Below are 20,366 nucleotides of genomic sequence, written 5' to 3' on the forward strand. Positions count from 1 at the left end.
GCGCGTGAGCGGCCGGGGTCAATTGCAATCGCGGCCTTTAATCGCTAGTTAAGCGGCAATTCCACAGGATTCACATCATGGCCGAAAGCCTCGCCGAGGCGGTCTCCCGCCGCCGCACATTCGCTATTATCGCCCACCCGGACGCGGGTAAGACGACGCTCACCGAGAAGCTGCTGCTGTTCGGCGGCGCCATCCAGCTTGCCGGCGAAGTCAAGGCAAAGAAGGACCGCATGCAGACGCGCTCCGACTGGATGAAGATCGAGCGTGAGCGCGGCATCTCGGTCGTCACCTCGGTGATGACCTTCGAATATAACGACAATGTCTTCAACATCCTCGACACACCAGGCCACGAGGATTTCGCCGACGACACCTATCGTACGCTGACGGCCGTCGACGCCGCCGTCATGGTCATCGATGCCGCCAAGGGTATCGAGCCGCGCACGCTAAAGCTCTTCGAAGTCTGCCGCATGCGCGATATCCCGATCATCACCTTCATCAACAAGATGGACCGCGAGAGCCGCGATCCCTTCGAGATCCTCGACGAGGTCGAAGAGAAGCTGGCGCTGGATACGGCGCCGATCACCTGGCCGATCGGCCGTTCGAAGACCTTCTGCGGTTCTTATCATCTCGCCAACAGCACCGCCCGCGGTTCCGACACCGAAGTCGAGACGACGCCGGTCAACGGCCCGCAAGCCGTCGCCGACAGGCTGCCGGAAAATGAGCGCCAGGCCTTTATCGACGAGACCGAGCTTGCCATCGAGGCCTGCCGCCCCTTCGACCGCGATTCTTTCCTCGAAGGCCATATGACGCCCGTCTTCTTCGGCTCGGCGCTGCGCAATTACGGCGTTCGCGACCTTATCAACGCGCTCGGTGAATTCGCGCCGCCGCCGCGCGACCAGGTCGCCGACACCAGGACCGTGCATGCGACCGACGACAAGATGACAGCCTTCGTCTTCAAGATTCAGGCCAACATGGATCCGAACCACCGTGACCGCATCGCCTTTGCCCGCATCTGCTCGGGTAAGCTCGAACGCGGCATGAAGGCGAGGCTCGCCCGCACCGGCAAGCAGCTCGGCCTGACGGCGCCGCAATTCTTCTTCGCCTCGCAGCGCCAGCTCGCCGACACGGCCTATGCCGGCGATGTCGTCGGCATCCCCAACCACGGGACGCTCCGCATCGGCGATACGCTGACCGAAGGGGAATCGCTGGTCTTCCAAGGCGTGCCGAACTTCTCGCCGGAAATTCTGCGCCGCGTGCGTCTCGAAGATGCGATGAAGGCGAAGAAGCTCAAGGAAGCGCTGCAGCAGATGGCCGAGGAAGGCGTCGTCCAGCTGTTCTCGCCGGAAGACGGTTCGCCAGCGATCGTCGGCGTCGTCGGCGCCCTGCAGCTCGATGTCCTGAAGGAGCGGCTGATGGCGGAATATGGCCTGCCGGTCTCCTTCGAAATGTCGCGTTTCTCCGTCTGCCGCTGGATCTCCGCCGATCAGCCGGCCGATCTCGACAAGTTCCTCACCGTCAAGCGCGGGGATATTGCCCGCGATCTCGACGGCGATCCGGTCTTCCTCGCCCAGGATGCCTTCTCGCTACGCTACGAGGCGGAGCGTTACCCGGCGATCAAGATGGTCGCCATCAAGGAATATCACGCCGCGAAGGCGGCGTGATCGGGATTTTGGGAAGCGTGCGGGCTGCGGCTATTTTTCCCGCATCGCCCGGCGGAAGTTCTGTGTGATCGGCTCGGCGAGGTAAGAAAGCACGGTGCGGGCACCCGTCCGGATCATTGTCTCGCTCGACATGCCGGGCAGGAGTTTGCGGCCGTCCAGCTTGGCAAGCTCGCTCTGGTCGATCACGACGGTCGCGGCGAAATAAGGCGCGCCGCTGCGCTCCTCCACCATCATGTCGGCCGATACGATCTCCACGACGCCGTCGAGCAGCGGCAGGTTGTAGCGGGCAAAGGCCGGGAAACTGACGCGCGCCGGCTATCCGGGAGCGACATGCCCGCAGGCATTCCGTGTAGCGGAGGAACCATATCCTATCGGTAGCGCTCTGCCGGGACACTCAAGATCCCTCGGAGGATAACATAAAAATACTGGTCATCTCTGCCGTATCGGTGTTTCTATCACTTGGGGGAGTTGCGGTCGCGCAGACTGCGACGCTTGTCGTTCCTGGCGAGGTCAAAACCTATGTGATGAACCAGGAAACGCCATCCGTCACTGTCGGCCATACCGCGACAAGGGCTCCGGCAACCTTGCCAAGCGATCGGATCAACCATTCTTTTCTTGACCGCTCGTTGCAAGCATAGGAAGGGCGAAGCTTCGCTTCTATGCCAATCCACTATCCAATCGTTTGCATGAAGAGCCCCTTTACTCTCAAAAAGCGACGCCCGACATGGGTCGACAACGCTTCACCAGCGAAGTTCTGACTGAATACGGCAACATCGCTAAAACCTCTCTCCTTTCAGCAGGGATGAGGAAACCTAGCCTGATCGTGCCGACGGAAAGACGGACCTAAGTCGGACTGGCCGTCTCAGGACGGGCTGCGCATATACTGATTCAAATAACGTGAAGGTCCGCGGAGGGGTGTATCAGGAGGAGGATATGAAGTTCGGCGCCAACAATCATGAGGAGCGTTGCTCGGAAGGTCATCGCTCTGCCTCGATCATCGCAACGATCAAAGCAGCCCTTTCTGCCGATCCGGACATCGACAGCAGCGCCATCGAGATCAGGATGCTCGGCCCTGTCGTACTACTCGAAGGCTATATCACAAAAGCCGCAGACCGTGACAGAGTCATCTCGGTTGCCGCGCTGATCGTGGGCGGGGAGAACGTCCACGACCGGATGCTAAGCCGCTTCCCGACGCAGTAATGGACTGTACTTGCGGGCTAGGACTAAAGTCCGACAACGTCCACGGCACGAAGTCCCGGTGCCGGAACACTTGTTCCGGTTTCAGGTTTGACCCTCCAGCGGAATCAACCGCATCAAAGGAGGAAAACACATGGATATCAAAGCAGTAGGAATTGCCGCTAGTATTCTATTGGCATCGACGTCTGCCTTCGCTCAGTCATCTACGGTGACTGGTGCTGCAGGTGGCGCTGCAGCGGGTGCAGTTGTCGGCGGCCCGGTGGGCGCGGCGGTTGGCGGCATTGTCGGCGGTGTTGCGGGCAGCGTCATCGATCCGCCGCCGCAGAAGGTCGTCACCTATGTTCAACAGGCTCCCGCCCCGACCAAGCGCGTCGTCGTGAAGGAAAAGGTCGTCGTCGGACAGCCTCTGCCGGAGACCGTCGTCGTGACGCCGGTTCCCGATGATCCGAAATATGCATACGCGATCGTCAACGATGAGCGTGTGATCGTCGAACCTTCCTCCCGGAAGGTGATCCAGGTCCTTCAGTGACCGAAGGGCAGCTCCCGCCGCCCCTTCCAAATAATCAGGGCATGCATGTGGCGCATTGGAATGCGGACTGCAGGGCGTGTTCGAACGTTGGAGAATGAATTATGAAAAGCAACCATTTTGCCATGCTCGTGGCAGCACTGTCACTCAGCGTATCGCCGCTGGCGACACTGCCGGCTGTAGCCCAGCAGGACACCAAGAGCGGCAATCAAGCCCAATCCGGTTCCCAGAGCACGGACTCCGGTTCGCAGGCGGGCTCCGGCAAGACCGGCACCGACTGCACCCCCGACGCTTCGGGAGCCTGCCCACAGGGCAAGGCTCAGTCATCGCAGCAGAAGTCCGGCAGTTCGGACACCCAGAAGAGGGCCGAGCAGCCTGCGACCGATAGCTCGACGAGCGGAACTGCTTCCGGTAAGGCTTCAACGGAAACTAAATCCGGATCGCAAGACGCCGGCGGTGGCACCACCACCGAACAGAAGCCCACCGCCAAATCCGGCAGCACCGAGACCAGCGGCGGGGCCACCTCAGGGGCAAAAAGCACCACCACGCAGGGCGGCGATGCGACGAAGCAGTCGACCGACCAGAATGCGACGACAAACAAGAGCTCGTCCGAAACCAACGTCAACATCTCGGTCGAACAGCAGACCGAAATTCGGTCGGTGGTGAAGGAGGTCCATGTAGCGCCGGTGAAGGAGGTTGACTTCACGGTCTCCCTCGGGGTGAAAATCCCGAAGAAGGTGCGGCTCGAACCACTGCCGCCGCGCATCGTGAAGATCGTTCCGCAGTATGAAGGCTATCGCTTCTTCATCCTTGCGGATGGCCGGATCGTTATCGTCGATCCGAATGCTTTGACGATCGTCTACATTATCGAGGCCTGACGCCCGGGTCTTGGCGGCGTTTGCCGATCGACATCTTGCCTCGCTCCATGTCGAGGCAGCCGGCCAACAAGCAAAATGCCCCGCAAATTGCGGGGCATTTTGCACTACCCGTGCCGCCGGCCGGAGGGACTCGACAACGTAGAATAGGATGACATGGTTCAAAGATGGTCAATTAGCTCTGAGTTACTAACCTTATTGCGAAACTTCTCTCGCGCTGAGATCAACTCGATGGATAACCTTAGACCCCAGCGTTCCTTGCCGGTTATAGTTGGGCCCTCGCAACCTCCTTCGGCTAGCTAGTCCTCGCCATCAAACCGCGGCAGCGGCTGAATATTTTCCGCCCAGGCCAGAGCCGACCGGCACCATATCTGTTTCTTTGGCGTCAGGTCCCGCCGCTGGTCGATGCTGCCGAGACGGATACCGATCGAGCCGCCTTCGCCATCGGTTCGATAGAGCGGTGATCCGCAATTCGCACAGAAGAATTGCCGGCTGAGGGCGCCGCTGTCGCCATGTTTCGGATAGCTGCGCGGTTCACCCGAAACAAGCGTGAAGCTTTCCGGTTGCGCCGGCGCGGTGACGCGGTAGGCCGAGCCCGTCAGCCGCTGGCAATCGGTGCAATGGCAGATCGAAACCCGCTCCGCGTCGATTTCCGCCTGATAGCGGATCGCGCCGCAATGACATCCTCCCGTTATATGCATCGGCAACTCCTCAATCCGCCGGCTGTGCGGCCGGGCGGGCGGCATAGAAGGTCTTGGCATCCGCCGTAAAGGCGGCCCGTTCATCGGCACTTGTGTAGAACATATGGCCGCCATGGTAGAGTTTCAGCCCGACACGGACACTGGCGAGCGATGGCGGCAGGTGGTCGACCACATAGCGGCTGACGCTGTACGGCGTCACCAGATCGCTGTAGCCATGTGCGATCAGCAGATGGAAGGCCGCGTTCGAAGCGAGCAGCTGCCTGATGTCGTCGGTGGCGCTCGCCTGGAGGCGTGACCCGCCGCGGCCGCCGCCCCAGTCCCAGCGCCGGCTGATGTCGCTGTCGAGCAGCGAATAGGTCATTTCGGTTTTGAAGCCGAGCTCGTTACGGGCATAATCGGCGAAGGCGCCGCCATAGGCGCGCGTGAAGCCATCGAGGATGGCGTCATCGCCGCGGTCGTAATCGGATTCCGGATAGGGATCGGGCGCCGCGAAGGAAGCATCGTAGGGGCTTGCCACCTGGCCGCCGCCGTCCGAGTGCTTGACGAAGGAATTGCCGAGGAAACCGCGATTGCGGGCGACGATATCCTGCGGAATGCCGGTTAGCCCGGCGATTCTGCCATAGAAGGCTGCGGCATCGGCGCCCGTCGGCGGCGGGCCGGCGAGCGTCGTCAAATAGTCGCCGAGCGCGAAACGCTCCGCTTGCCTCTGCTTCTCCTCGGTAAAGCCATTTTGCCGGTCGAGTTCGGCCGCAGCCAGCGATGGTAGCTCGAGCGCCGCGCCGAGCGCGAACTGGTCGGCATTGAACATCAGCTGCCCTTCGAGCAGCGGCGAGAGCATCACGGCGCCGGCGACGACGATGCCCTGGCTTTCCTGCAGGGCGGAGGCGACCTTGGCGGCGCGGAAACCGCCATAGCTTTCGCCGAGCAGATATTTCGGCGAGTTGGAACGATTATTATGCGCGACATAGAGCGCGATCGCCTTGGCGATGCTCTGGGCATCCGAGTTGACGTTGTAATAGTTGGAGGCGTCGTCCGCCTTCGCCGTCCGGCTCCAGCCGGTCCCGATCGGATCGATCAGCACGAGATCGGTAAAATCGAGCCAGCTTTGCTCGTTATCGACGAGTTTCGCATGGGCGCCGTCACGTGCCTGCGGCCCGAAATCGAGCACTTTGGGCCCGACCAGCCCGAGATGCAGAAAGGCGGAGGCTGCGCCCGGCCCGCCGTTGAAGGCAAAGGTCAGCGGCCGATCCGACCCGCCACCGCTGGCGACATAGGCGGTGTAGAAGATCGCGCCGGTTTGCGCTCCGTCCTGACCGAAGAGATCGAGAGTGCCGGCGGTCGCGGTGTAGGCGATCTTCCGGCCGTCGACCGTCAACTCGTGCTCCGTGACGGAGTCGGCCGGCAGCAGCTTCAGCACGCCGTCGCGCGCACTGCGCTCGACATTTGCCTGGCGCCCGCCGCTTTCCTGCGCTGGGGAAAGGGCAGGCCCCAGCGACGCCATCAACGCGGTGAGCAGAAACAGGGTTCGTATGCGCACGATTTGTCCTCCGGGCGGATGCAGGCTGAGATAGCGTAGCATCCGCGGCTGACGACCGGCATCAAGAGATGGTGATGGACAGGTGGGGCTAGACTTTCTCGACCGCGTGCACATTCACCTCCAGCGCTCGGCCGGCCCTCCAGCCGTTGATCGCGGCCCCCAGCCCGAGCGCGATGAACAGAACCGCGCACCAGGAAAAGCTTCCGGTCCAGCCACGGATGAGGCCGACGATCAGCGGGCCGATTGCGGCGAGCAGATAGCCGACGCATTGCGCCATGCCGGAGAGATGGGCGGCCACATCGGGATCGCGCGAGCGCAGCACGATCGTCGTCATGGCGGCCGCGATCAGTCCGCCCTGGCCGATGCCCTGCAGCACCGCCCACAGCCAGACGCTCGAAAGCGGCGCAAAGAGCAGCCCGAGCAGAGCGGTGACGGCGACGCCGCAGAGGCCGGCATTGATCAATCGCTGATCGCGGCCGCGCACGGCGATATGCGGCACAACGAGGCAGGAGGCCGCCTGCACCATCACCGAGAGCGAAACGATCGCCCCGGCCGTGACGCCGTCGAGCCCGCGTTCGCGCAGGATGGGAACCAGCCAGCCGAAGACGCAGTAGGCAAGCGCCGATTGCAGCCCCATGAACAGCGTCACCTGCCAGGCCAGCCGGTCCCGCCAGAGTCCGTCGACGCGAAAGCCGTTTCGCCTTGCTTCGGCACCGCCGCGAAGGACCTGCGGCAACCAGATGAGGCCGACGGCGAGCGCCGGCAGCGCCCAGGCGGCGAGCGCGCCTTGGAGAGAGCCGCCGAGCGCATGTTCGATCGGCAGCGTCAGCCCGGCCGCACTGGCAGCACCTGCGCAGAGCGCCATCGTATAAAAGCCGGTCATCAGCGCGGCGCGCGTGGGGAAGTCCCGCTTCACCAGTCCCGGCAGCAACACGTTGCCGACGGCGATGCAGGCACCGGCAAGGGCCGTGCCGATAAAGAGCAGCGGCACGGAGGAAAGCCCGCGCATGGCTGTGCCGAGCGCAAGCAGCAGGACAACGCCGAGCAGTGTGCGTTCGGTTCCGATGCGCTGGGCAAGACGAGGCGCAAGCGGCGAGAAGACGCCGAGGCAGACGACCGGAAGCGTCGTCAGCAGACTGGCGCCAAGCGCGCTCAGCCCGAGTTCGGAGCGGATCTCCGGCAGCAGCGCCGAGGCGCTCGAAAAGACCGGGCGCAGGTTGAAAGCGATCAGCACGAGGCTGGCGCCGAGCAGCAAACTGTCTGCTCCATCCCATACCGGCACTGCCTGCGGGGCGGGAAAGCTGCCTGCCTCGGCATCGATCAGCCATTCGTCGGCCACGTCAAGCGTGATGGCGGCATTGTTGGAAGGCGTGTTCATGACAGGATCATCCGATCGAGTGCAGCAAGAACGGGCGCCATGAATCGGCGCACCGCCGCATCCGCCTGTCCGGGATCGCCGGTGTCGATCGCATCGACGATATCGACATGCGCCTGCATGTCGGGTTCGGGAATATCCTTGCCGAGCGTCGCCGCAATCGTGTCGGCGATCGAAGCCGAGAAGAAATCGTAGATCTCGATCATCGCCCGATTGCCGGAAGCAGCGATGACCGCCTTGTGGAAGGCGAGGTCCCGTTCGATGAAGGCGGCTTCATCGCCGTCGGCGTAACTGCCGCGTTCGTTCAGCAGCCGGCGCAGCTCGGCAATCGTCTCCGGCGTCTTGCGCATTGCTGTCAGTCGTGCCGCCTCGACATCGAGTGCTAAGCGCGCTTCGAATTGATCGCGCAGGCTGGCGCGCCGCGCCATGGTCAGCGGCCGGCCGGCGTCGCTGGTCGAACGCACATAGGTGCCCGACCCCTGCCGGGTTTCGAGATAACCCTGGGAGACAAGAACCCGCACTGCCTCGCGCACCGTGCCGCGGCTGACGGAGAGCATGGCCGACAACGAGGCCTCGTTCGGCAGCTTGTCGCCGACTGCCCAGCGCTTGCCGACAATGTCGCTGCGGATTGCCTCGATCGCCTCATCGGCGAGATTGGTCTTGCTGAGCGCCTGCATCTTCTACTCATAAAGTCATCAGATGACTTTATGAGTAGAAGAATTCCGATCATGCGTCAATGTCGGAAACTCAGGCAACAAAAAAGGGCCGCCTCGGCGACCCTTTCCATGAGTTTGGCCTCGAACTGGCCTTGACTGTCAAAGCAGCCCCAGGAAGGCGGGTCTTAGAGCGAGGGCTGCCTCGCTTTCATCACCACTTCCATGCCCGATACGAGGTCCGAAATCTCATTAGACATTGGATCACCTTCCTTTCGTTCTGTTGCTGATAGGGAAAAGGTAGGACGATTCGCGCCAGATGCAAGAAGAAATTGCACTCGAGACATCCACCTGGGTCGGACCCGCGTTCACAAAAGAACACAGGCTTTTGCCGAATTTGAAGTTCCACTCGGTCACCAAACCGTCATGATCGGCCTGCAAATCAGTCGCGCGTTAAGCTGTTATTAGCCGTGGCGTTCGACAATTTAGAGCATGCCCGCCGATGCCGCGGGTTCCGGAGCAAAAGAGCCATGTGTCGCTGGGCAGCCTATCGCGGAGACCCTCTCTACCTTGAGGAGCTGGTATCCTCGCCCGCCCATTCGCTGATCGAGCAGTCCCATTGCGCCACCCGCGCCAAGACGGCGACCAATGGCGACGGCTTCGGCATCGCCTGGTATGGCGACAGGCCCGAGCCCGGCCGCTACCGCGATATCCTGCCGGCCTGGTCGGATTGCAATCTCAAGAGCCTGGCGCGGCAGATCCGCTCGCCGCTCTTCCTCGCCCATGTCCGCGCCGCCACCGGCGGCGGCACGCGCCGGGACAATTGCCATCCCTTTACCCACGATACTTGGTCATTCATGCACAACGGCCAGATATCGGGCTTCGAGCGCTTGCGCCGGCCGATGGAGGCGACGCTTGACGACGAGCTGTTCAATGCCCGCAGCGGCACGACCGATTCCGAGCTGATGTTCTTGCTGGCGCTGCAATTCGGCCTGCGCGAGGCGCCGATCGCCGCTATGGCTGACATGATTGGTTTCGTCGAGGATCTGGCCGAAAACACCATCGGCTCGATCCTGCTGCGCTTTACCGCCGCCTTCTCCGACGGCAAGTCGCTCTATGCGATCCGCTATGCCACGGATCGCAAGGCGCCGACGCTCTATGCCTCGCCCGTCGGTGCCGGCTACTGCCTGGTCTCCGAACCGTTGAACGACGATGTCGACGCCTGGGCGGAGATTCCTGATGGCAGCGCCGTCATCGTCGGCAAAAACAGTATCGATGTCGCGGAATTCCGGCCGGAAAAGCCGAGCAAAGCCAAATCGCAACGCATGGCTGTCTCGGCATAATCCTTTCCGAAAAACGGGATCGATTTTCGATGAGGGATTATGCGCGGAAGCGTTCGGTGATCAGCGCCGCCAGCCTTTCGGCGACCTCTTCCTTCGTCAGGTCTGGCCATTGCTCGACGCCGTCGTGGCGAATGAGTTTGACGCTGTTGCGGCTGCCGCCCATGATGCCGGTCGCAGGAGAAACGTCATTGGCGACGATCAGGTCGGCGCCCTTTCGCTCGAGCTTCGCCTTGGCATTGCTTTCCACGTCCTGCGTCTCGGCGGCAAAGCCGATCACCAGCCTCGGTCGCATCGTGTGATGTCCGAGGGTCTTCAAGATGTCTGGGTTCTCGGTCAGCGCCAGCGTCGGAATGGATTCACCCGGATGTTTCTTCAGTTTCTGGTCGGCGGCCGAGGCCACCCGCCAGTCTGCCACCGCCGCCACCATCACGGCGATATCGGCCGGCAGCGCCGCCAGCACGGCATCGCGCATCTCCTCGGCCCGCTCGACATGGACAACATTGGTGCCGATCGGGTCGGCGATCGACACCGGCCCGGAGACCAGCGTCACGTCGGCTCCGAGCTTCGCCAGGGCTGCGGCGATCGCGTGCCCCTGCCGGCCGGAGGAGCGGTTGGCGATATAGCGCACCGGATCGATCGGCTCATGGGTCGGTCCCGAGGTGACGATCGCCTTGCGTCCTTTCAGCGGCTTTTCCCCCTCCTCGAGCATGGTGTCGGCCGCCGCGACGATCGCCAGCGGCTCCGCCATCCGGCCGAGCCCCGCCTCCCGGCTCTCAGCCATCTCGCCGGCCATCGGTCCGACGAAACGCACGCCGTCGTCCCTGAGTCTCGCCGCATTGCGCCGTGTCGCCGGATGCGCCCACATTCTGGGGTTCATCGCTGGTGCGGCCAGCACCGGCCTGTCGGTCGCGAGAAGCACGGTCGAGGCGAGATCGTCGGCTAGGCCGTTCGCCATCTTCGCCATCAGGTCGGCGCTGGCGGGGGCAATCAGCACGAGGTCGCAGTCGCGCGCCAGCCTGATATGGCCGACATCCTGTTCGTCCTGCCGCGAAAACAGATCGACAAAGACGTGGTCGGCAGCCAGAGCGCCGACGGCAAGCGGCGTGACGAATTCCTGCGCCCCCTTGGTCATGACCGGACGCACGCTCGCGCCGCGCTCCCGCAGCCGGCGGATCAGATCCAGGCTCTTATAGGCGGCGATGCCGCCCGAGATGATGAGGAGGATGCGTTTGCCGCTGAGAGCCATGGTCTTGTACCCGTCGCTTTTCTGACCGGCCTCGACCCTAAGCCTTTGGCGGAGAACATGCAATCGCGCGGACGACAGGTATCGGATCTGCTCGAGACGGGCGACTGGTTGCGTCGGCGAGGACCCCTCCCCAACCCCTCCCCACAAGGGGGAGGGGTCTTTCCGCGCCCGACCCTGGTCGATGGCGGCAGCCCGGTCTCAACTGCGGGTGATCGAGATGCCGCCGTCGACCAGCGAGGCCGTACCGGTGACGAAGCTCGCATCGTCGGAGGCGAGGTAGAGTACCGAGCGGGCGACTTCATCCGGTGTCGCGACGCGTTTCAGCGCGTGCATATTGGTGATGGCGGCCTGCTTGTCGGGCGTATTGTTCACGTCGCGGTACATGTCGGTATCGACGGCGCCCGGCAGGATGGCGTTGACGCGCACGCCCTGCGGTCCGAACTCGGCGGCCAGCGCCTGCGTCAGGCCGATCAGGCCGGATTTGCTGGCGGCATAGGCGGCAATGCCGGGAAAGGCGAAGCTGTAGCCGACGAAGGTCGAGGTGAAGATCACGGAGCCGCCGCCATTGTTCGTCATCGCGACGATCTGATGCTTGGCAGCGAGAAAGGAGGCGGTCAGATTGACGGCCAGTGCCTCGCTGAAGCCTGCTTCCGAGATACCGGTGCTCGGCCCAGCTTCGCCGATGATGCCGGCATTGTTGAAGGCGATATCGAGCTTGCCGTAGTTGGTGACGGCAGCCGCGACCAGCGCCTTATGATAATCTTCCGAGCGGACGTCGCCTGCAACGGCAATGGCTTTGCCGCCTTCTGCCTCGATCTCCGCGACCAGGCTGTCGAGTTCACGCTCGCGACGGGCGCCGACGACGACCTTCGCACCTTCGGCCGCAAAGAGCTTTGCCGTGACGCGGCCGATGCCGGAGCTTGCGCCGGTAACGATCGCGACCTTGTTGTTTAAGCGGTTCATGGTTCCATCTCCTGTTGTTGATCCGAGGCGGCCCCTGCCGTCCCTTTCGTTGACCAGAAGATGGCATGTTCATTTCGTTCGGGTTAGTCTCCAGATTAAGGAACTCGAATTCGGAAATACCGAACGATGATCAGGATAGAAGGCATTGCGGCTTTCGTCGCCGTGGCGGAGGCAGGCTCGGTCAGCGAGGCGGCCAGGAGGCTGCGGCTCTCCAAGTCCGTCGTCAGCGAAAGGCTGGCGGAATTGGAGAAGTCGTTGGGCGGCGTCCTGCTGCACCGAACGACCCGCAAGCTCACCTTGACGGAGGACGGATCTGCATTTCTCGAGCGCGCCGCGCGCATCGTGCGTGAGATTGACGAGGCCGCCGCCGACATGGCCGAGCGGCGCGGCACGCTGTCCGGCCCGATCCGCATCGCCGCCCCGGTCACGTTCGGCCGCATGCATCTCGGCCCGGCGCTCTACCCCTTTCTTGCCGACCATCCCGACATCGAGTTGACGCTCGACATCGATGACCGCCGCGTCGATGCGGCCTCGGACGGCTACGACGCCATCATCCGCAACGGCCCGATCGCCGACAGCCGACTGGTCGCCTGGAAGCTCACCCGCAGCCGCCGGCTTCTCTGCGCTTCGCCGGATTATCTCGCCCGCGAGGGAACGCCATCGTCGCTCGCCGATCTGAACCGCCATCGCGGCGTCTTCTATACCAATCGCGGCGTTGCCGACTGGCGCTTCGAGACCCCGGAGGGGGCGGTCGTCGTCCGCGCCAAACTGGCGCTCGGCATCAACAATGGCGACATGCTGCGCGATGCCGCGATTGCCGGCCTCGGCATCGCCCTGCTGCCGGCCTTCATCGCCGGCCCGGCCATTCGCGAGGGCCGGCTTGCCGAAATCGATGTCGGTCACAGGCCGGAGGCCGAATTCATCTATTTGGCCCATCCCGAGGGCCGAAATCCCTCGGCCAAGCTCCGCGCTATCGCCGATCACTTGAGGAAGAGCTTCGGGGATCCGCCCTATTGGGATCCAGCGGGTTAACACATGAATTCGAACGCCCACCAGAATGAAGATATGCCGCCGCCAGCGCGAACCGTGAAAACCGTGATCGCAGGAGAAAAGCATTACCTGACGCGCGGCACAGGCGCCTATCGCCGCGCCAGCCTGGCGCTCTTTCTCTCCGGTTTTTCCACCTTCTCGCTGCTCTATTGCGTGCAGCCGCTGCTGCCGGTCTTATCGCAGGAGTTTTCCGTCAGCCCGGCCGGAAGCTCGCTGTCGCTGTCGCTCTCCACCGGTTTCCTGGCGGTTGCCATCGTCTGCGCCGCCGCCGTCTCGGAAGGCCTTGGCCGCCGCAGCCTGATGTCGATATCGCTGGTCGGTGCGGCGTTGCTGACGATTGCTACGGCTTTCGCCCCGAATTGGCATCTGCTGCTCGTCATCCGCGCCCTCCAGGGTCTCGTTCTCGGCGGCGTGCCCGCCGTCGCCATGGCCTATCTTGCCGAGGAGATCGATCCCCGCGGCCTCGGCGCCACCATGGGCCTTTATGTCGGCGGCACGGCCTTCGGCGGCATGTCCGGCCGCGTGCTGACAGGCATCTTCGCCGAATATCTTGGCTGGCGCCCGGCGCTCTTCTTGATCGGCGCCATCGGACTTGCCGCGGCGATCGGCTTTATCGCCCTCCTGCCGCCGTCAAAGAATTTCGTCCGTCGGCCGGGTTTCGATCCGCGTTTTCACGCCAGAGCCTGGCTTGGCCATCTCAGAAATCCGGCGCTGCCCTTCCTCTTCGCCATCGCCTTCCTGGTGATGGGCTCCTTCGTGACGATCTACAATTACGCTGGTTTCCGCCTCATGGCGCCGCCTTACGGCCTCAATCAGACCGAACTCGGCTTGATCTTCACCGTCTATCTCTTCGGCATCGGCGCCGCCTCGATCGGCGGCCTGCTGGGAGACCGGATCGGCCACTTTCCGGTGCTTCTCTTCGGCCTCGCGCTGACGGCCGCCGGCAGCGCATTGACGCTCTTCGCGTCGCTGCCGTCGATCATCCTCGGTATCATCGTGCTGACGACCGGCTTCTTCATGAGCCATTCCATCGCCAGCGGCCTTGTCGGCAAGCTTGCCCTCGGCAACAAGGGGCACGCTTCATCGATCTACATGCTGGCCTATTATGTCGGCTCCAGCCTCATCGGCTCGGCCGGCGGCTGGTTCTTCGCGGTCGAAGGCTGGGCAGCCGTCGTCATCTTCACCCTTGCCATGCTGGCGCTCGCCTTTATGTCGGCCTGTGTCGCGCACCACTTCGCAAGGAGAAAGGCATGATCAGCATCGACCGTCTCGGCCATCTCGTGCTGACCGTCGCCGATATCGCCGTCATGCTTCAGGTAAGGCCCGCCCTTGAATCAATCTAGTCTGAGATAGGGCACGTCCTTCCTCGCCACCTCATCAAGCGCCTCGTCATATCCGGCATCGGCATAGCGCATCACGCCGAGCGCCGTGTCGTTGGTGAGCGCGTGGTCGAGCCGTTCTTCGGCGGCATCGGTGCCATCGGCGATCACGGTGACGCCGCAGCTCGTCATGTAGCCGGCATAGCCGCCGCCGCCGGAATGGACGACGACGAGATCGGCCATCGAGGAGCAGAGCATCATCGCATCGATCAGCGGCCAGTCGGCGATCGCGTCGGACCCGTCCTTCATCCGCTCGGTCATGATATTCGGATGCGCCATGGCGCCGGCATCGAGATGGTCGCGGGAGAAGGCGACGGGACCTTTCAGCACACCGCTCGCCACCAGCGCATTGACGCGAAGAGCAAGCGCCGTACGTTCGCCATGTCCGAGCCAGGCGATGCGTGCCGGCAGCCCCTCGAAGGGCACGTGCTCGCGCGCCAGCCGGATCCAATTGGTGATGATCTTGTTGTCGGGAAACATCTCGATGAGCAGGTCGTCAATCCGGGCGATATCGCTCTCCTCGCCCGACAGCGCCATCCAGCGGAACGGCCCGATCGCCCGGGCAAAGAGCGGCCTGAGATAGGCCTCGGTGAAGATCGGAATATCGAAGGCGTTGGCGACACCGCCCTCTTTCGCCTGCGTGCGGATGAGGTTGCCATTGTCGAAGACTTCGGAGCCCTTCTTCTGGAACTCCAGCATCGCGGTGACATGATCAACGATCGAGGCGCGGCTTGCCGCCATCAATTGCCCCTGGCCGTCGTCGCGCAGGCCTCTGACCTGATCAAGGCTCATGCCCTTCGGTACGTAGCCATAGACGAGGTCATGCGCCGAGGTCTGATCGGTGACGATATCGGGCACGATGCCGCGCCGAGCGATCTCGGGATAAACCTCCGCCGCATTGCCGACGAGGCCGACGGACAGCGCCCGCTTCTCCTTCGCCGCCGCATCGATCATTTCAAGCGCGGTATCGAGATCGGGAGCGATTTTCTGGAGATAGCCGATCTGCTGGCGTTTTCGCGCCCGCTCCGGATCGATGTCGACGCAGAGGATCGCCGCGCCTGCCATGCGGCCGGCGAGCGGCTGCGCCCCGCCCATGCCGCCGAGGCCGGCCGTCAGCACGAATCGGCCATGGAGATCGCCGCCGAAGCGGCGTTCGGCGATGCGCATGAAAATCTCGTAAGTACCCTGGATGACGCCCTGACTGCCGATATATTGCCAGGCGCCGGCCGTCAGCCCGCCCCAGCAGATCAGCCCTTTGCGCTGCAGCTCGTAGAACACTTCGGCCTTTGCCCATTGCCCGACGATGTTGCAGTTCGCCATGATGACGAGCGGCGCCTTTGCATGGGTCTTTACGACCCCGATCGGCTTGCCTGACTGGATGAGCAGCGTCTGGTCCTCATCCATCTCCGTCAGCGCCTTGACGATGCCCTTGTGCGCCGGCCAGTTGCGCGCTGCCTTGCCGAGCGCGGCATAGACGATCAGATTGTCGGGATCCTCGCCGACGGCGAGCACGTTTTCGAGGAGCCGCAGCAGCGCCTCCTGTCGCCAGCCCTTGGCACGCAACTCCGGTCCGCCGGGAATTGGAAATTTCGGATGGCGTGGATTGGCCTTCGGCATCACGGGTTCCTCGCTTGGTTCTCTGCTTTTTCCTTCTCCCCGCTGGGGAGAAGGGGAAGCTAATTGGTCACTTGCCCGGCAGCGATTCCACATAGGCAAGCGCCGCATCGAGCAGACGCCGTCTCAGGGCATCGTCGCCGTAAGCCTCGGCGGAGGCGCGCAGCCAGCCGTGCATGACCCGCTCGCCCATCAGCATCCGGATTACGCCGGGCAGCGCCAGCGCCCAATCATCATTGCCCTTGCCGAGACGGATCAACATGCCGTCACTGCGCGCGCCGCAGAGAAGATTGCCGTTCAGCAGGAAGGCGCGGCCGCCGAACATGGATTTTTCGCTGAGGCCAGGACGATCGCCGAGTTCCTCACGCAGCAGTTCTTCAAGGCCGGGATCGCGTGCCATGGCTCAGGCCTTCGCCGCCAGTGCATAACGCGCGATCTCGATTCCCATAGCCTTTTCGACGACGGGATAAACTGTCGGATCGAGCACGCTAGCCGACAGCGGAATGATATCCATCGGCACATGCAGGATGAAGACATGCATGCCTTCCTGCAACTGCCCGACGCTCAGCGGCTCGCCCTCAGACGACAGCGTAGTGATCACGGCGGGGAAGGTCGCAAGCCGCCCGCCGCCCGCATCGTCCACGGCCATATATTCGTTCATCACATGCAGCGTCACCGATTTATCACCCGAGCCGACGGCGATGGTGCCGATATCGAAGGCTTCCTTGGTATAGACGACGTCCTTCCGGCTGATGACGCCTTCGGCGAGGACATGCCCGCCCGTCGTCCTGCAGATCGCATCGATGACCGCTGGCCCGCCCCGCTTCTCCGCCGCAATGATCGCTTCTCCGAGCGCAAGCGCCATCGAGATGCCGCCGAGGGCCGCATGCGCCCTGATATAGGAGGCCCGGAGCGGATTGCGGCAGCTGGCGATGAAACCGCCGGACTGATCGGCGGCGGCGCGCAACACCGGCGAGATCTTTGCCGTCGCGCCCTTCACCACCAGCTCGATGTAACGGTTTTCGGCCCTGTTGCCGCCGACGGCGGTCTGGATCATCGGCTCGGGTGAGGCGGCCATGCCGATCGAGCCCATGTCGCCGGTCGGGTGGGCGCGGATATCGCCGACGGCATCGACCACCTTGGTGCCGAGGATCGCCGACGGCAGCCAGCCGTTCAGCGTCGAGGATTTGCCGTTCTGGCCGATGATCAGCCCGGAGAGCCTTTCGCCGAGCGCCTCCTGCAGCAATTGCACCGCCTTCACATAATCGACGCCCTGCATTTCCCAGGGCGTCGTGGAGGCCGGCGCGCCGATCGCGGCCGCAGTGGCGATCCAGTCGTCATCCTTCAATTCGTCGACCGATACCAACTCCGGTTTGCCGATGGTGACGGCCGCAAGCCCAAGCATCCGCCCGTGATCGGCCCAGCCGCCGCCGCCGGCGGCATAGACGGAGCCGCCTTTGACGGCGGCTTCGACATCCTTCTCAACCAGTATGCGTCCCATCGGCCTTCTCCCGCTTCGAATCCTTGTCCATCTCGCGCACCGCTTGGAAAAGCACGGCTGCGCCGAGCGCGATATCGTCATTGTCGGCCCATTCGTCGGGGCAGTGGCTGCGACCTCCCCGGCAGGGCACGAAGATCATTGCTGCCGGTGCCACCTTGGCGATCCAGGCGGTATCGTGCCCTGCGCCGGAGGCCATGCGTCGGTATTTTGCGCCGACGCGTTCGCAGGCGGCCTCCAGCGTCGAAAGCAGCGCGGCATCGCTGGGCGTCGGCAGATTGTCGGAAACCCGATTCGGCGCCTCGATCGTCACGCCGTAAGCGGTCGCCAGCTTTTCGACATGGCCGTCGAGCCAGCGGCAGAAGGCCTCCATATCTGCGCGGATTTCCGCGCGCCCGTCGATCAGCAGCACGACCTTGGAGGGCACGACATTGGCCGCATTCGGCTCGATCCTGAACTCGCCAACTGTCGCCGCGAAATGTCCCGGCGTTCTGGCAAGCTCGGCGGCGGCGTTGCGGATGTCGAGCACCAGCTCCGAAGCCGCGACCAGCGCATCCGCCCGCCTGTCCATCGGCGTCGTGCCGGCGTGGTCGGCCCGCCCCTCGATGGTGATCTCGATACGGGTGATGCCCGATATTGCGGTGACGATGCCGATATCCTCCCTTTCGGCTTCGAGCACCGGCCCCTGCTCGATATGGAGCTCCAGGAAGCCTGCCAAATCGGGCCGCTTCTGCCGTCCCAGCACGCCAGGCTCGCCGCCCACCTGGGCGATGCCGCCGGCAAGATCGAGGCCGCCGCTTGCCCGCGACAGCCAGGCTTCCGGCAATTGCCCGGTCATGCCGCGGCTGCCGATGCAGGAGACACCGAAGATGCTGACCTCCTCGGCAAGAAAATCGATGATCTCGAGATCGTGGTCCAGTTCCATGCCGTGGTCACGAAGCGCCCGCGCCACCTCAAGCGCCGAGACCACGCCGGCAATGCCGTCGAAGCGGCCGCCGTCCGGCACCGTGTCGGAATGCGAGCCAAGCATGATCGTGCCGAGCCAGGGTTTCCTGCCGGTGCGCCGGCCGATCAGATTGCCGGCGGCATCGATCCGCGTTTCCAGCCCTGCCGCCTTCATCCGCGCCTCGATATAGGCCCGGCCTTCCAGAAAGACCGGCGTGAAAGCCCGCCGTGTCCAGGCGCGCGCCGGCTCGGTAATATCGGCAAGCGCCTCAATATCTTCAGCGATCCGGCCGGCATTCACGGGAAGATTGCGGCTCATGCGGCTGCTCCCGAAATGACCTGGCGCGACGGCGGCCGGACGAATCGGCCGGTGCCGGGCGCGGCCAGCACCTTGCCGCCCTCGGCGATCCTTTCGCCGCGCAGATAGGTGGCGGAGACGGTCCAGGGCAGGCGAATGCCATTATACGGGCTCCAGTCGACGACGTTGTTGCCGCTCGCAGCCGCATCATAGGTGCTTTCGCGCGGCTCCAGCACGGTGATGTCGGCGTCCTTGCCTGGTGTCAGCGCCCCCTTGATGTGGTCGAGCCGGAAATGTTTCGCCGGATTCTCCGCCATCAGCCGCGCCGCCCAGGTCAGGGGAATGCCGCGCTCGAGAGCGCCTTTGACGAATAGCGGCACCATAACCTCGAGGCCGGGAACACCGGATGCATTGGCGAGCATGTCGGGATTGGTCTTGCGGTTCTCCGACCAGCTGACGTGATCGGTCGAGACCAGCCAGACGTCGCCCTGGGCCACTTTCCGCCAGAGCCGCTCCACTTCGGCGCGCGGCCGAACCGGCGGATTGATCTTCGCCTTGCCGCCGAGGCGCCTCACGTCGTTTTCCTCGTCCAGCGTCAGGTAATGGATGCAGCACTCGACAGTCGCGGCAAAACCGTCGCGGCGGTAGGCGCGCGCGATGTCATAGCCGCGCCCGAGCGAGCAGTGCACCACATGTGCGGGGCAGCCGGTATCGGCCCCGGTCTCGAAGATCGTGTGCATCGCCAGGAGCTCGGTAATCGCCGGCCGAGACAGGCCGTGCGCCCGCCAGTCGGTGATGCCGCTTGCCTTCACCTGCTCCATATAGCTGCGCACGGCCTCGTCATCCTCATTATGCACGCCTGCCGTCAGCCCAGTCGGCGCGATTGCCGCGAAGCAGGCCTCGAGCAGGGCAGGCGGAATGCGCGGAAATCGTCTGGGATCGGTACCGAAGGTCGAAAACTTGAAGGCGGCGACGCCGGCCTCGACCATCTCCGGGATTCGCGCCGGGCCTTCTTGCGGATCGATGGTGCCGTAAAGCGCGAAATCGACACGCGCCTGCGGGGCGGCATGGTCGATCTTTCGCTTGACCGCCGCCGCCGAGCAGACGAGATTGCCCTCGTCATAAGGCATGTCGACGATCGTGGTCACGCCGCCGGCCGCTGCCGACCGCGTCGACCAGACGAAATCCTCCTGATCCTTCTGGGACAGCGAATGCACCTGCGCATCGATGGCGCCGGGCAGGATCAGCGCTCTTCCGAGCAGATGCCGTTCGCGCGCCGCGGGCGGCACGCCGAGGCCGACTTCGGCGATCTTGCCGGCGTACACGGCGACATAACCCGCTTCGACGATGCGGTCCGGCAGCACCACCGTGCCCTGCAGAACGAGATCGAAGTCCATGCCGCTTCCTCCTAGACTGACGTCGGAACCGTTGCCGGCTGGAGCATGATGCCAAGGCTTGAACGCCTTTCGGATGGATCACGCACCGGTTAATGTAGAGCAGGATTG

18 protein-coding genes and 2 pseudogenes are annotated in these 20,366 nt (G+C 63.6%); 8 read left to right on the forward strand and 12 right to left on the reverse strand.

Annotation, left to right across the window (positions count from 1 at the left end):
- The first annotated feature begins 77 nt into the window (after window positions 1–77).
- Window positions 78–1,661 carry a peptide chain release factor 3 gene (locus NL154_RS22680; RefSeq protein WP_210629482.1) on the forward strand — a complete coding sequence of 528 codons (1,584 nt, stop codon included), beginning with the start codon at window positions 78–80 and terminating at the stop codon, window positions 1,659–1,661.
- A 30-nt stretch (window positions 1,662–1,691) separates the two neighbouring features.
- On the opposite strand, the pseudogene NL154_RS22685 reads toward NL154_RS22680, so the two are convergent.
- A pseudogene (locus NL154_RS22685) lies at window positions 1,692–1,976 on the reverse strand (HlyD family type I secretion periplasmic adaptor subunit); the annotation flags it as partial.
- 101 nt (window positions 1,977–2,077) lie between these two features.
- Between NL154_RS22685 and NL154_RS22690 the strand changes: the two are divergent.
- The 4 genes and pseudogenes from NL154_RS22690 to NL154_RS22705 all read left to right on the forward strand — a co-directional run.
- Window positions 2,078–2,212, forward strand: a pseudogene (locus NL154_RS22690) (DUF1236 domain-containing protein); the annotation flags it as partial.
- A gap of 382 nt (window positions 2,213–2,594) precedes the next feature.
- Window positions 2,595–2,861 (forward strand): BON domain-containing protein, encoded by a 267-nt coding sequence (locus NL154_RS22695; protein WP_168295355.1) that lies wholly within the window; start codon window positions 2,595–2,597, stop codon window positions 2,859–2,861.
- A 130-nt stretch (window positions 2,862–2,991) separates the two neighbouring features.
- Complete coding sequence (locus NL154_RS22700; protein ID WP_221153594.1) at window positions 2,992–3,387, forward strand: DUF1236 domain-containing protein; 396 nt, start codon at window positions 2,992–2,994, stop codon at window positions 3,385–3,387.
- A 101-nt stretch (window positions 3,388–3,488) separates the two neighbouring features.
- Entirely contained in the window at window positions 3,489–4,262 is a 774-nt protein-coding gene (locus tag NL154_RS22705) for a DUF1236 domain-containing protein (RefSeq protein ID WP_221136311.1), read from the forward strand.
- A gap of 296 nt (window positions 4,263–4,558) precedes the next feature.
- Here NL154_RS22705 and NL154_RS22710 read toward each other — a convergent pair whose 3' ends face one another.
- The 4 genes from NL154_RS22710 to NL154_RS22725 form a co-directional block, all read right to left on the reverse strand.
- Window positions 4,559–4,960 (reverse strand): GFA family protein, encoded by a 402-nt coding sequence (locus NL154_RS22710; protein ID WP_221163611.1) that lies wholly within the window; start codon window positions 4,958–4,960, stop codon window positions 4,559–4,561.
- 10 nt (window positions 4,961–4,970) lie between these two features.
- Window positions 4,971–6,497: a S10 family peptidase gene (locus tag NL154_RS22715; RefSeq protein WP_210629479.1), complete on the reverse strand. Its 1,527-nt coding sequence runs from the start codon at window positions 6,495–6,497 to the stop codon at window positions 4,971–4,973.
- 88 nt (window positions 6,498–6,585) lie between these two features.
- Window positions 6,586–7,875, reverse strand: coding sequence for a CynX/NimT family MFS transporter (locus NL154_RS22720; protein ID WP_434733386.1), 1,290 nt, complete (start codon window positions 7,873–7,875; stop codon window positions 6,586–6,588).
- The gene (locus NL154_RS22725) at window positions 7,872–8,549 is read right to left on the reverse strand and encodes a FadR/GntR family transcriptional regulator (protein ID WP_434733387.1); all 678 of its coding nucleotides are present in this window, start codon (window positions 8,547–8,549) and stop codon (window positions 7,872–7,874) included. Before NL154_RS22725 ends, NL154_RS22720 begins: the two co-directional genes overlap by 4 nt.
- Window positions 8,550–9,055: 506 nt before the next feature.
- On the opposite strand from NL154_RS22725, the gene NL154_RS22730 reads away from it, so the two are divergent.
- Entirely contained in the window at window positions 9,056–9,868 is an 813-nt protein-coding gene (locus NL154_RS22730; protein WP_221145787.1) for a class II glutamine amidotransferase, read from the forward strand.
- 37 nt (window positions 9,869–9,905) lie between these two features.
- On the opposite strand, the gene coaBC is transcribed toward NL154_RS22730, so the two are convergent.
- Both coaBC and NL154_RS22740 read right to left on the reverse strand, forming a co-directional pair.
- Window positions 9,906–11,114 carry a bifunctional phosphopantothenoylcysteine decarboxylase/phosphopantothenate--cysteine ligase CoaBC gene (gene coaBC, locus NL154_RS22735; RefSeq protein WP_221153597.1) on the reverse strand — a complete coding sequence of 403 codons (1,209 nt, stop codon included), beginning with the start codon at window positions 11,112–11,114 and terminating at the stop codon, window positions 9,906–9,908.
- 198 nt (window positions 11,115–11,312) lie between these two features.
- Complete coding sequence (locus NL154_RS22740) at window positions 11,313–12,077, reverse strand: SDR family oxidoreductase (RefSeq protein ID WP_210629474.1); 765 nt, start codon at window positions 12,075–12,077, stop codon at window positions 11,313–11,315.
- Window positions 12,078–12,203: 126 nt separating this feature from the next.
- On the opposite strand from NL154_RS22740, the gene NL154_RS22745 reads away from it, so the two are divergent.
- Window positions 12,204–13,109 (forward strand): LysR family transcriptional regulator, encoded by a 906-nt coding sequence (locus tag NL154_RS22745; RefSeq protein WP_210629473.1) that lies wholly within the window; start codon window positions 12,204–12,206, stop codon window positions 13,107–13,109.
- A gap of 33 nt (window positions 13,110–13,142) precedes the next feature.
- The gene (locus tag NL154_RS22750) at window positions 13,143–14,381 is read left to right on the forward strand and encodes an MFS transporter (protein ID WP_434734125.1); all 1,239 of its coding nucleotides are present in this window, start codon (window positions 13,143–13,145) and stop codon (window positions 14,379–14,381) included.
- A gap of 80 nt (window positions 14,382–14,461) precedes the next feature.
- Here NL154_RS22750 and NL154_RS22755 read toward each other — a convergent pair whose 3' ends face one another.
- From NL154_RS22755 to NL154_RS22775, 5 genes are all read right to left on the reverse strand, one after another.
- On the reverse strand, window positions 14,462–16,123 hold the full coding sequence (locus NL154_RS22755; protein ID WP_210629472.1) for a urocanate hydratase: 1,662 nt from the start codon (window positions 16,121–16,123) through the stop codon (window positions 14,462–14,464).
- 67 nt (window positions 16,124–16,190) lie between these two features.
- Window positions 16,191–16,520: a TfoX/Sxy family protein gene (locus tag NL154_RS22760; RefSeq protein ID WP_064800414.1), complete on the reverse strand. Its 330-nt coding sequence runs from the start codon at window positions 16,518–16,520 to the stop codon at window positions 16,191–16,193.
- Between the two features lie 3 nt (window positions 16,521–16,523).
- A complete protein-coding gene (locus tag NL154_RS22765; protein ID WP_210629471.1) occupies window positions 16,524–17,621 on the reverse strand; it encodes a DUF917 domain-containing protein in 1,098 nt (365 codons plus the stop codon).
- A complete protein-coding gene (locus NL154_RS22770; protein ID WP_210629470.1) occupies window positions 17,602–18,882 on the reverse strand; it encodes a Zn-dependent hydrolase in 1,281 nt (426 codons plus the stop codon). The genes NL154_RS22765 and NL154_RS22770 overlap by 20 nt, the downstream gene beginning before the upstream one ends.
- Window positions 18,879–20,258, reverse strand: coding sequence for a dihydroorotase (locus NL154_RS22775; RefSeq protein WP_434733388.1), 1,380 nt, complete (start codon window positions 20,256–20,258; stop codon window positions 18,879–18,881). The genes NL154_RS22770 and NL154_RS22775 overlap by 4 nt, the downstream gene beginning before the upstream one ends.
- Between the last annotated feature and the right edge of the window lie 108 nt (window positions 20,259–20,366).

This window comes from Rhizobium sp. YTUHZ044 (assembly GCF_051123975.1).
GTDB lineage: Bacteria > Pseudomonadota > Alphaproteobacteria > Rhizobiales > Rhizobiaceae > Rhizobium.

What these genes read in the sequence shown, in the direction of transcription:
- NL154_RS22680 (WP_210629482.1), top strand. Translation starts at nt 78, where the DNA reads ATGGCCGAAAGCCTCGCCGAGGCGGTCTCCCGCCGCCGCACATTCGCT.
- NL154_RS22695 (WP_168295355.1), top strand. Translation starts at nt 2,595, where the DNA reads ATGAAGTTCGGCGCCAACAATCATGAGGAGCGTTGCTCGGAAGGTCAT.
- NL154_RS22700 (WP_221153594.1), top strand. Translation starts at nt 2,992, where the DNA reads ATGGATATCAAAGCAGTAGGAATTGCCGCTAGTATTCTATTGGCATCG.
- NL154_RS22705 (WP_221136311.1), top strand. Translation starts at nt 3,489, where the DNA reads ATGAAAAGCAACCATTTTGCCATGCTCGTGGCAGCACTGTCACTCAGC.
- NL154_RS22710 (WP_221163611.1), bottom strand. Translation starts at nt 4,960, where the DNA reads ATGCATATAACGGGAGGATGTCATTGCGGCGCGATCCGCTATCAGGCG.
- NL154_RS22720 (WP_434733386.1), bottom strand. Translation starts at nt 7,875, where the DNA reads ATGAACACGCCTTCCAACAATGCCGCCATCACGCTTGACGTGGCCGAC.
- NL154_RS22725 (WP_434733387.1), bottom strand. Translation starts at nt 8,549, where the DNA reads ATGCAGGCGCTCAGCAAGACCAATCTCGCCGATGAGGCGATCGAGGCA.
- NL154_RS22730 (WP_221145787.1), top strand. Translation starts at nt 9,056, where the DNA reads ATGTGTCGCTGGGCAGCCTATCGCGGAGACCCTCTCTACCTTGAGGAG.
- coaBC (WP_221153597.1), bottom strand. Translation starts at nt 11,114, where the DNA reads ATGGCTCTCAGCGGCAAACGCATCCTCCTCATCATCTCGGGCGGCATC.
- NL154_RS22740 (WP_210629474.1), bottom strand. Translation starts at nt 12,077, where the DNA reads ATGAACCGCTTAAACAACAAGGTCGCGATCGTTACCGGCGCAAGCTCC.
- NL154_RS22745 (WP_210629473.1), top strand. Translation starts at nt 12,204, where the DNA reads ATGATCAGGATAGAAGGCATTGCGGCTTTCGTCGCCGTGGCGGAGGCA.
- NL154_RS22750 (WP_434734125.1), top strand. Translation starts at nt 13,143, where the DNA reads ATGCCGCCGCCAGCGCGAACCGTGAAAACCGTGATCGCAGGAGAAAAG.
- NL154_RS22755 (WP_210629472.1), bottom strand. Translation starts at nt 16,123, where the DNA reads ATGCCGAAGGCCAATCCACGCCATCCGAAATTTCCAATTCCCGGCGGA.
- NL154_RS22760 (WP_064800414.1), bottom strand. Translation starts at nt 16,520, where the DNA reads ATGGCACGCGATCCCGGCCTTGAAGAACTGCTGCGTGAGGAACTCGGC.
- NL154_RS22765 (WP_210629471.1), bottom strand. Translation starts at nt 17,621, where the DNA reads ATGGGACGCATACTGGTTGAGAAGGATGTCGAAGCCGCCGTCAAAGGC.
- NL154_RS22770 (WP_210629470.1), bottom strand. Translation starts at nt 18,882, where the DNA reads ATGAGCCGCAATCTTCCCGTGAATGCCGGCCGGATCGCTGAAGATATT.
- NL154_RS22775 (WP_434733388.1), bottom strand. Translation starts at nt 20,258, where the DNA reads ATGGACTTCGATCTCGTTCTGCAGGGCACGGTGGTGCTGCCGGACCGC.